At 50.4% G+C, this 9,388-nt stretch carries 11 protein-coding genes and 1 rRNA gene (1 of these 12 only partly in view); 5 read left to right on the top strand and 7 right to left on the bottom strand.

Annotated features, from left to right (window positions below; genetic code table 11):
• Window positions 1-193, bottom strand: a 16S ribosomal RNA gene (locus OGV71_RS07650) (it extends 1,349 nt beyond the left edge of the window).
• A 471-nt stretch (window positions 194-664) separates the two neighbouring features.
• Between OGV71_RS07650 and OGV71_RS07645 the strand changes: the two genes are divergently transcribed.
• Window positions 665-1,219 carry a gamma carbonic anhydrase family protein gene (locus tag OGV71_RS07645; protein ID WP_003031171.1) on the top strand — a complete coding sequence of 185 codons (555 nt, stop codon included), beginning with the start codon at window positions 665-667 and terminating at the stop codon, window positions 1,217-1,219.
• Here OGV71_RS07645 and OGV71_RS07640 read toward each other — a convergent pair.
• The 6 genes from OGV71_RS07640 to dprA are packed head-to-tail and all read right to left on the bottom strand — an operon-like array spanning window position 1,195 to window position 4,987.
• Entirely contained in the window at window positions 1,195-1,452 is a 258-nt protein-coding gene (locus OGV71_RS07640; protein WP_086504620.1) for a DUF1488 family protein, read from the bottom strand. The two genes, OGV71_RS07645 and OGV71_RS07640, sit on opposite strands and share 25 nt — an antisense overlap.
• Complete coding sequence (gene aroE, locus OGV71_RS07635) at window positions 1,449-2,270, bottom strand: shikimate dehydrogenase (protein ID WP_032938694.1); 822 nt, start codon at window positions 2,268-2,270, stop codon at window positions 1,449-1,451. The genes OGV71_RS07640 and aroE overlap by 4 nt, the downstream gene beginning before the upstream one ends.
• A 1-nt stretch (window position 2,271) precedes the next feature.
• Entirely contained in the window at window positions 2,272-2,844 is a 573-nt protein-coding gene (gene tsaC, locus OGV71_RS07630) for an L-threonylcarbamoyladenylate synthase type 1 TsaC (RefSeq protein ID WP_003031166.1), read from the bottom strand.
• A 4-nt stretch (window positions 2,845-2,848) separates the two neighbouring features.
• The gene (locus OGV71_RS07625; protein WP_071667470.1) at window positions 2,849-3,391 is read right to left on the bottom strand and encodes a DNA topoisomerase family protein; all 543 of its coding nucleotides are present in this window, start codon (window positions 3,389-3,391) and stop codon (window positions 2,849-2,851) included.
• A gap of 26 nt (window positions 3,392-3,417) precedes the next feature.
• Window positions 3,418-3,891 (bottom strand): DUF494 family protein Smg, encoded by a 474-nt coding sequence (gene smg / locus OGV71_RS07620; RefSeq protein ID WP_003031162.1) that lies wholly within the window; start codon window positions 3,889-3,891, stop codon window positions 3,418-3,420.
• Window positions 3,863-4,987, bottom strand: a complete 1,125-nt coding sequence (gene dprA / locus OGV71_RS07615; protein ID WP_003842154.1) for a DNA-protecting protein DprA — start codon at window positions 4,985-4,987, stop codon at window positions 3,863-3,865. The genes smg and dprA overlap by 29 nt, the downstream gene beginning before the upstream one ends.
• 131 nt (window positions 4,988-5,118) lie before the next feature.
• Here dprA and def point away from each other — a divergent pair, with 131 nt between their 5' ends.
• Genes def through trkA form a run of 4 tightly spaced genes read left to right on the top strand, consistent with a single transcriptional unit; the run spans window position 5,119 to window position 9,329 of the window.
• Window positions 5,119-5,628, top strand: a complete 510-nt coding sequence (gene def, locus OGV71_RS07610; protein ID WP_003031159.1) for a peptide deformylase — start codon at window positions 5,119-5,121, stop codon at window positions 5,626-5,628.
• A gap of 14 nt (window positions 5,629-5,642) precedes the next feature.
• On the top strand, window positions 5,643-6,590 hold the full coding sequence (fmt, locus tag OGV71_RS07605; RefSeq protein WP_071697082.1) for a methionyl-tRNA formyltransferase: 948 nt from the start codon (window positions 5,643-5,645) through the stop codon (window positions 6,588-6,590).
• Between the two features lie 51 nt (window positions 6,591-6,641).
• Window positions 6,642-7,931, top strand: coding sequence for a 16S rRNA (cytosine(967)-C(5))-methyltransferase RsmB (gene rsmB, locus OGV71_RS07600; RefSeq protein ID WP_204583224.1), 1,290 nt, complete (start codon window positions 6,642-6,644; stop codon window positions 7,929-7,931).
• Window positions 7,932-7,952: 21 nt separating this feature from the next.
• Window positions 7,953-9,329 (top strand): Trk system potassium transporter TrkA, encoded by a 1,377-nt coding sequence (gene trkA / locus OGV71_RS07595; RefSeq protein WP_003031153.1) that lies wholly within the window; start codon window positions 7,953-7,955, stop codon window positions 9,327-9,329.
• Window positions 9,330-9,388 lie beyond the last annotated feature (59 nt).

Genomic DNA, 9,388 nt, shown 5'->3' with positions numbered 1-9,388 from the left:
GTCTTGCGACGTTATGCGGTATTAGCTACCGTTTCCAGTAGTTATCCCCCTCCATCGGGCAGTTTCCCAGACATTACTCACCCGTCCGCCACTCGTCACCCAAGGAGCAAGCTCCTCTGTGCTACCGTTCGACTTGCATGTGTTAGGCCTGCCGCCAGCGTTCAATCTGAGCCATGATCAAACTCTTCAATTTAAGTTTGATGCTCGTGAATTAAACTTCGTAATGAATTACGTATGTTCACTCAGAGACTTGGTATTCATTTTTCGTCTTGCGACGTTAAGAATCCGTATCTTCGAGTGCCCACACAGATTGTCTGATAAATTGTTAAAGAGCAGTTGCGACGCGCTTTAGCGCTCTGTCGCGAGGTGGCGTATATTACGCTTTCCTCTTTCAGAGTCAACCCTCATTTTCAGGTTTTTCTCTTCAACCGAACCGGCTGTTTGCGTGAAGTGATTCACATCCGCCGTGTCGATGGAGGCGCATTATAGGGATCCCATTTTTTAGCACAAGTATTTTTTGGATCTTTTTTTCTGAATGCTTGTTTTTCACTCCTTTCGCTACATTCCTGCGCAATTTGACTGATTTTTGATAGCTAAACCACTTGCACAGTCTCAATAATCCAACCAAAGTCTTCATTACTGCTCTATTTTCGTTGAGGTAAACATGTCTGATGTACTGCGTCCTTATAAGGATCTTTTCCCACAGATCGGAAATCGCGTGATGATCGACACCAGTAGTGTCGTCATTGGTGATGCTCGTTTAGCTGATGATGTCGGAATTTGGCCACTGGTTGCCATTCGTGGCGACGTTAACTATGTACAAATTGGTGCCCGTACAAACATCCAGGACGGCAGCGTTCTCCATGTCACGCATAAATCCACGTCTAATCCGCAGGGTAATCCACTGATCGTGGGTGAGGACGTTACGGTTGGTCATAAAGTCATGCTACACGGCTGTATCATTGGCAACCGTGTATTAGTCGGCATGGGATCGATTCTGCTGGATGGCGTAGTCGTAGAAGACGACGTTATGATTGGGGCTGGTAGCCTGGTTCCACAAAACAAGCGCCTGGAAAGCGGATATCTGTACCTGGGAAGCCCGGTTAAGCAAATCCGTCCATTAAGCGATGAAGAGAAAGCAGGCTTACAATATTCAGCTAACAACTATGTTAAGTGGAAAGACGAGTATTTAAGTCAGAGTAACCACACCCAACCTTGAGCATCTTCCTGCTGGGCCTGGATCAATGCTTCAGCTTCTTCTTCCAGATCCCAGCGATGCTGTTGAAATATTTCCAACCACTGCTCAGGCGTGTCGCCGCCAAAGCGGGACGCCATAATCTCTCCAGATATGGCACATGTTAACTGCATACCATGAACCATCACTGGAAACACAACGGCGTTAACATCCGTGCACCATTCTTCCCGATCGGGAAACTGGATCGCCTGATTCATGCCGACAATTCCTGTTGCATGCTTTTTATGACAGGCTCCACCTGTGGCAAAACGCCATGCCAAAGTAAAACTGCATGCGCAGCCTGCCCCACCAGCATCCCCAGGCCATCGGCATAATGTTTCGCCCCATGCGAAACACACCAGGAAAGAAACGGTGTGTTCCCTTTCTGATAAAACATGTCATAACAATAGACCGAAGGGTGGATAAGAGATGCTGGAATAGCTGGTATCTCACCGCTCATTCCGCTGGATGTGGCATTGATGATCAAATCAAAACTGCAATTATCAAGATCGTCCATTCCCACCGCCTGCACGCTGCCGGTGTGGGAGAATATTTGTGCCAGTTCTTCAGCGCGCGAAGCGGTACGGTTAACAATAGTCACCGCACAATCCATAGAAAGAAGAGGTAATAAAACTCCACGGGATGCACCACCCGCACCAATCAGCAGAACTCGCGATCCGGGATGAATGAAAGATAAACGCTCAAGATCGCTTAATAAGCCGATACCATCCGTGTTGTCTCCCAGTAAACGCCCATCCTCCAGCCGTTTAAGGGTGTTGACCGCTCCAGCAAGCGATGCCCGCTCCGTTAGTTCATCAGCACGTGCAAACGCCTCTTCTTTAAAAGGCACAGTGACATTTGCCCCCTTCCCGCCCTCAGCAAAAAAAGCGTTCAGTGTATTCACAAAATCATTGATGGGCGCCAGTACACGCCCATAGGAATGATCAATCTTCAACTGCTCTGCAAATTGCTGATGAATAAAGGGCGATTTACTGTGCGCTATCGGATTACCAAAAACAGCATAGGCTTCTTTCATATTACCCCTGTCGAAACTGTTCACCCGTCAGAGCATCACGGATCTCCGAAGGATTCAAACGGCCTCCGGTCTCCCCCTCAACCACAGGAAAGTCTGTACCAAACTGCGCACGGACTTCCTCAACCGTTCTGCAAGGCGGTAAGCCACTCAGATTAGCACTGGTAGAGACTAATGGTTTGCCATAAGCCTGGCACAATGCAACCACCAGCGGATGATCGGTGACACGCACGGCCAGCGAGTCAAAACGACCGGTCAACCAACGAGGCGTAGTCGCGGGCGCCGGGAAAACGAAAGTAACAGGCCCAGGCCAGCGGGCGAACACAGCCTCACGTTGGGCCTCGGTGAGCATGCTATCGTCGATATAGGGTTTAAGCTGGTCAAAGCTTGCCGCAATCAAAATTAAACCTTTATCGACTGGGCGTTGTTTTAACTCTAACAGACGGGTAACAGCCGTTTCGCTGTCGGGATCGCAACCGACACCGAAAACAGCTTCAGTTGGATAGGCGATGACTTTTTCTTGTTTCAGAACCGCTATCGCCGCAGCGATAGCGTCTGTGGGCAGGTTATTATTCACTTTTTTATTCCGCCGAAATCGGCTTTCCACATTGTTTACTGGCACAGAAATGCTTCACACCCTGCGCGGTTTTCTTTTCGATGAGAAGCGGATAATGACACTCAGGACATTCTCCGGATAACGGTTTGAAGTTAATGACAAACTGGCACTCCGGATAGCGCTCGCAGGAGTAGAAGGTTTTGCCATAACGGGAACGCCGCTGGACAAGATGACCAGTCTGGCATTGAGGACAGACTATTGCTGTTTCATCAGGCTTGTCGATGAGCTCGGTGTGATCGCACGCAGGATAGTCACTGCATCCAATGAACATACCGAATCGTCCCTGTCTCAGCACCAGCTCAGCGCCACATGCAGGACAAAGCTTACCCTCCAGAACTTTGACAATATGTCCGTCCGCGGAAGATTTCAGCGGACGGATGTAATCGCATTCTGGATAGTGTGAACAACCGAGAAACGGACCGTGTTTCCCGGAACGAATAACCAATTCAGCCCCGCATTGTGGGCAGGGCTCATTTTTACGCACCGTGAACAGTGCTGATTTAGCCATAACAACTCATACTGAATGAAGATTGATTAATGCAGCATACCTTCATTCACTTCAAAGAGTAATTCTTCCATTTGCTGATAGGCATTTTCACAACCTGGAATGTTGAATAGCACCATCAGGATTACCCACTTCAGGTCTTCCAGATCGAACTCTGCCGTATCCAGCGCGAGTACACGCTCAATGACCATTTCTCGCGTTTCGAGGTTTAGCACCTGAATCTGCTCCAGGAATAGCAGGAATCCTCTACAGCTTGCATCCAGCCGATCGCACTCTTCCGCAGTATAAATACGTATAGAAAGAGGGTCAGATGCCAGTTGCATAGGTTCAGCAAGGCCATCCTGATAGTCAGCAAGCTTTTCCAGCCAAAGTAACGCGTTGTAAATGTCTTCACGATCAAAACCAGCGTCGGTAAGATCCCGTTCCAGTTTGTCCTGATCCACACGCAGCTCAGCTTCGTTATGGATATATGTCTCAAACAAATACATTAGTACGTCGAACATGGCATGCCCTCCTCAATCGGACATAGCCGCCGGGTACAGCTGCGATCCACCCTGCTAACTCCAGTTCGAGCAGTTGAGCCACTACCTCTGGCACAGGTTGGCCGGCACGTTCAGCGACGACGTCAACAGGTGTTACCTCATCTCCTACGTTAGCCAGGAGCTCCGGAAATGGCAATGCCACCTCTTCGTGATCTGGCGAATAAATTGATTTTTCAGGTTCATCTGGCAACCATTGCAGCCCATATTGCAAATTTTCAAGAATTTCCTCTGGTGTCGTCACAAGCATGGCTCCCTGCTGAATTAGCCAATGCGGGCCTTCACTTCCCGGGCTCCCAATCGGCCCTGGCAAAGCAAACACCTCCCGCCCTTGTTCCAGTGCACAGCGAGCAGTAACCAGTGACCCGCTACGCTGTGCAGCTTCGACGACCAGTACACCTTTACTTAGACCACTGATAATGCGATTTCGTCGGGGAAAATTGCGTGGCAAAGGGAGCGTATCTAATGGGAACTCAGACACCAGTGCACCACCTGCCTCAATCAGTCGCTGAGCAAGACGGATATGCTGTCGTGGGTGAATGGTCTCAAGTCCATTTCCCAGCACTGCAATACTTGTGCCTTGTCGGTTTATCGCAGCACTGTGTGCCACACCATCAATTCCCCGGGCCAGACCGCTGGTGATCGTCACACCACATGCAGCAAGCTTTTCACAAAACAATCGCCCCCAGCGTTCGCCATACCAGGAGTGCTGTCTGCTGCCGACAACGGCCACCTGGAATGAGCGAAGACATGCGGGATTTCCTGCGACAAAAAGCACCCCAGGATAATCCTCAATCGCACGGAGCTGTGGCGGGTAATGCTCACTGTCTGCAACCACAAAATGGTGGTTAGGCTGTTCAAGCCAGCGCAGCGTTTTTTCCAGCGTCAGATCCGAAAAGGTTAAAAAGCGCCTTGCCTGGCGTGGAGAGAATCCTGCCTGCAGGAGTACCGCGTTGCTAATCGACGGTTGAGTATTGAGCCAGTGGGCAATGCGCACCATCTCATCACCATACAGTTCATTCACTTGCGCTAAACGTAGCCAAATTTCGATTTGGGTCATCCTTGTCCCCCCCTGCCACAAGCAGTCCTGGCAATCTTTGCGATTGGTCACTGATGCTGTCAATCAGAGGGGGTTTTGTCTAGAATAGAGGTAATAATCTTTTCAACTCCTGAACACAACTCTGGATAACTATGTCAGTTTTGCAAGTGTTACATATTCCGGACGAGCGCCTTCGCAAAGTCGCAAAACCGGTCGAAGAAGTGAATGCAGAAATTCAGCGCATCGTTGATGATATGTTCGAAACGATGTATGCCGAAGAAGGTATCGGTCTGGCAGCAACACAGGTCGATATTCATCAGCGCATCATCGTTATTGATGTCTCTGAAAACCGCGACGAGCAGTTGGTTCTCATTAACCCAGAGCTGCTGGAAAAAGACGGCGAAACCGGTATTGAAGAAGGCTGCCTGTCGATTCCTGAACAGCGTGCGTTAGTACCACGCGCAGAGAAAGTAAAAATTCGTGCGCTCGATCGCAACGGCAAATCTTTTGAACTGGAAGCCGATGGCCTGCTGGCTATCTGCATTCAACATGAAATGGATCACCTGGTCGGTAAACTGTTTATCGATTATCTGTCTCCGTTGAAGCAACAACGCATTCGTCAGAAAGTTGAAAAACTCGACCGCCTGAACGCCCGAGCTTAAGGACAAGAATCAACGTGTCAGACTCACTACGTATTATTTTTGCGGGTACACCTGACTTTGCAGCGCGTCATCTCGACGCGCTGTTGTCTTCTGGACACAACGTCGTTGGCGTGTTTACCCAACCGGACCGCCCGGCGGGACGCGGTAAAAAGCTGATGCCCAGCCCGGTCAAAGTGCTGGCGGAAGAAAAAGGGATACCGGTTTTCCAACCTGTCTCTCTTCGCCCTCAGGAAAACCAGCAGCTGGTTGCTGATTTACGCGCAGACGTGATGGTGGTGGTGGCATATGGCCTGATTCTGCCAAAAACCGTACTGGAAATGCCGCGTCTGGGTTGTATCAACGTTCACGGCTCCCTGCTTCCACGCTGGCGTGGTGCAGCACCGATCCAGCGCTCACTGTGGGCAGGTGACACCGAAACAGGTGTAACCATCATGCAGATGGATGTTGGCCTCGACACCGGAGATATGCTGCTTAAGCTGTCTTGCCCGATTACGGCGGAAGATACCAGCGGTTCGTTATACGATAAGCTGGCAGATTTGGGACCGCAGGGGCTGATTGAAACGCTAAAACAGCTGGCTGCCGGCACAATAAACCCGGTGGTACAAGATGAATCACTGGTTACGCATGCAGAAAAACTCAGCAAAGAAGAGGCCCGTATCGACTGGTCGCTTTCGGCTGCTCAATTGGAACGCTGCATCCGCGCCTTTAACCCATGGCCAATGAGCTGGCTTGAAATCGACGGTCAACCAGTGAAAGTCTGGCAAGCTTCGGTTATTGCGGAAAACACCCAGGCTGCGCCAGGCACCATTCTGGAGGCAACAAAGCAGGGTATTCAGGTCGCAACGGGCGACGGCATCCTGAATCTCGTCTCTTTGCAGCCTGCCGGTAAAAAAGCCATGAGCGCGCAGGATCTGCTTAATTCACGCCGGGAATGGTTTGTACCCGGTAACCGTCTGGTCTGACGGTTCTTCTCTTTAAGCCCGGTGTTTCCGGGCATTTTTATTTTTGCGCTTATGAAAAAACATCTTAATTTACGCAGTATGGCGGCCCAGGCCGTCGAACAGGTTGTCGAAAAAGGACAGTCATTAAGCAACGTGCTGCCCGCTATGCAGCAAAAAGTTGCTGATAAAGACAAAGCGCTGTTGCAGGAACTTTGCTTCGGCGTATTGCGCACTCTCTCCCAACTGGAGTGGATGATCCAGCAGTTGATGGAACGTCCAATGACGGGCAAACAGCGCACCGTACACTACCTGATCATGGTGGGCTTCTACCAACTTCTGCATACTCGTATTCCAGCACACGCCGCGCTGGCTGAGACAGTAGAAGGCGCGGTTGTCATAAAGCGTCCGCAGCTTAAAGGGTTGATCAACGGCGTGTTGCGCCAGTTTCAACGCCGTCAGGATGAACTGCTGGCCGAGTTCGCGCAAAGCGATTTACGTTTCTTACACCCTTCCTGGCTGGTGAAACGTATTAAGGCCGCTTATCCGCAGCAGTGGGAAACTATTCTTGAAGCCAATAATCAGCGACCACCGATGTGGCTGCGTGTCAATCGTAACCACCATACGCGCGACGCCTGGCTGGACCTGCTTAGCGAAGCAGGATTAACCGGCTTCCCACATCCGGATTATCCGGATGCAGTGCGTCTGGAAACGCCGGCTCCTGTACACGCCCTCCCAGGCTTTGATGAAGGCTGGGTAACCGTCCAGGATGCTTCAGCTCAAGGATGTGTAACTTATCTGTTGCCGGAGAACGGTGAACAGATCCTCGACCTGTGCTGCGCGCCGGGCGGTAAAACGACGCACATTCTGGAAGTTGCTCCGCAAGCTAACGTCATGGCCGTCGATGTGGATGAAAAACGCTTATCGCGCGTTTACGACAATCTGAAACGTCTGGGCATGAAGGCAACCGTAAAACAGGGTGATGGTCGATATCCACAACAATGGTGTGGCGAACAACAGTTTGACCGTATTTTGCTAGATGCTCCGTGTTCTGCCACCGGGGTGATACGTCGCCATCCAGACATCAAATGGCTGCGTCGCGATCGGGATATTGCCGAACTTGCGCAGCTGCAGGCCGAGATCCTGAATGCAACCTGGTTACATCTCAAATCTGGCGGCACGCTGGTTTATGCCACGTGCTCTATCCTGCCAGAAGAAAACCAGCAGCAAATTACCGCCTTCCTGGCACGCACGCCGGATGCGGTATTAAGCGAAACCGGTACGCCGGAAAACCCCGGACGTCAGAATTTACCGGGTGCGGAAGATGGCGATGGCTTCTTTTACGCTAAGCTAATCAAAAAGTGATGAGATAACGGGTCGCGACTGATGAAAATTATCATTCTGGGCGCAGGGCAAGTTGGCGGTACGCTGGCTGAAAACCTGGTCGGAGAGAACAACGATATCACGGTAGTCGATACCAATGGTGAGCGCCTGCGCAGCCTGCAGGACAAGTTTGATCTCCGCGTCGTGCAAGGGCACGGTTCACATCCTCGCGTACTGCGTGAAGCTGGGGCCGACGATGCCGATATGCTGGTTGCCGTAACCAGCTCAGATGAAACAAATATGGTTGCCTGCCAGGTAGCTTATTCACTGTTTAATACGCCTAATCGCATCGCCCGTATTCGTTCACCGGATTATGTTCGTGATGCGGACAAGCTATTCCAATCCGATGCGGTACCTATCGATCACCTGATTGCGCCGGAGCAACTGGTTATCGATAGCATTTATCGACTGATTGAATATCCGGGTGCATTGCAGGTGGTGAATTTTGCCGAAGGTAAAGTCAGTCTGGCAGTAGTAAAAGCCTATTACGGCGGGCCGCTTATCGGTAATGCGCTGTCAACAATGCGTGAACATATGCCGCACATCGATACCCGTGTTGCGGCGATTTTCCGTCATGATCGACCAATCCGTCCACAAGGTTCTACGATCGTTGAAGCGGGTGATGAAGTCTTCTTTATTGCGGCATCACAGCATATTCGCGCCGTAATGAGTGAACTGCAACGTCTGGAAAAACCGTACAAACGCATTATGTTAGTAGGCGGCGGTAATATCGGAGCGGGTCTTGCACGTCGTCTGGAAAAAGATTACAGCGTCAAACTGATCGAACGTAATCAACAGCGAGCATCCGAACTTGCAGAGAAACTGCAAAATACGATCGTCTTTTTTGGTGATGCTTCGGATCAAGAGTTACTGGCCGAAGAACATATCGATCAAGTTGATCTGTTCATCGCAGTGACCAACGATGATGAAGCGAATATCATGTCGGCGATGCTTGCCAAACGGATGGGTGCCAAGAAAGTGATGGTGTTAATTCAACGCAGAGCATACGTCGATCTGGTGCAAGGTAGCGTGATCGATATTGCTATTTCACCGCAGCAGGCGACCATCTCCGCGCTGCTCAGTCACGTACGTAAAGCTGACATTGTCGGTGTTTCTTCACTACGCCGTGGCGTCGCGGAAGCCATTGAAGCCGTCGCACACGGGGATGAAACAACATCTCGGGTTGTGGGGCGTTCAATTGATGAAATTAAACTTCCCCCTGGAACCATTATTGGCGCCGTTGTGCGTGGTAACGATGTGATGATTGCCAACGATAACCTGCGCATTGAGCAGGGCGATCACGTAATTATGTTCCTGACAGATAAAAAGTTTATTACCGACGTCGAGAGACTATTCCAGCCAAGTCCTTTCTTCCTGTAATAATTTGGGCGCTAATACAGCGCCCTTTTTATTTCCCTTTATATTTCATGGTCTAATAA

The organism is Citrobacter sp. Cf088, assembly GCF_030334295.1.
GTDB lineage: Bacteria > Pseudomonadota > Gammaproteobacteria > Enterobacterales > Enterobacteriaceae > Citrobacter > Citrobacter freundii.
Note: the sequence above shows the minus strand (reverse complement) of the source record. Positions and strands in the feature narration are given on the sequence as shown.

Excerpts from the sequence above, each read along its gene's own strand:
- def (WP_003031159.1), top strand. The coding sequence starts at position 5,119 with ATGTCAGTTTTGCAAGTGTTACATATTCCGGACGAGCGCCTTCGCAAA.
- trkA (WP_003031153.1), top strand. The coding sequence starts at position 7,953 with ATGAAAATTATCATTCTGGGCGCAGGGCAAGTTGGCGGTACGCTGGCT.
- OGV71_RS07640 (WP_086504620.1), bottom strand. The coding sequence starts at position 1,452 with ATGAATCAGGCGATCCAGTTTCCCGATCGGGAAGAATGGTGCACGGAT.
- rsmB (WP_204583224.1), top strand. The coding sequence starts at position 6,642 with ATGAAAAAACATCTTAATTTACGCAGTATGGCGGCCCAGGCCGTCGAA.
- smg (WP_003031162.1), bottom strand. The coding sequence starts at position 3,891 with ATGTTCGACGTACTAATGTATTTGTTTGAGACATATATCCATAACGAA.
- OGV71_RS07625 (WP_071667470.1), bottom strand. The coding sequence starts at position 3,391 with ATGGCTAAATCAGCACTGTTCACGGTGCGTAAAAATGAGCCCTGCCCA.
- OGV71_RS07645 (WP_003031171.1), top strand. The coding sequence starts at position 665 with ATGTCTGATGTACTGCGTCCTTATAAGGATCTTTTCCCACAGATCGGA.
- dprA (WP_003842154.1), bottom strand. The coding sequence starts at position 4,987 with ATGACCCAAATCGAAATTTGGCTACGTTTAGCGCAAGTGAATGAACTG.
- aroE (WP_032938694.1), bottom strand. The coding sequence starts at position 2,270 with ATGAAAGAAGCCTATGCTGTTTTTGGTAATCCGATAGCGCACAGTAAA.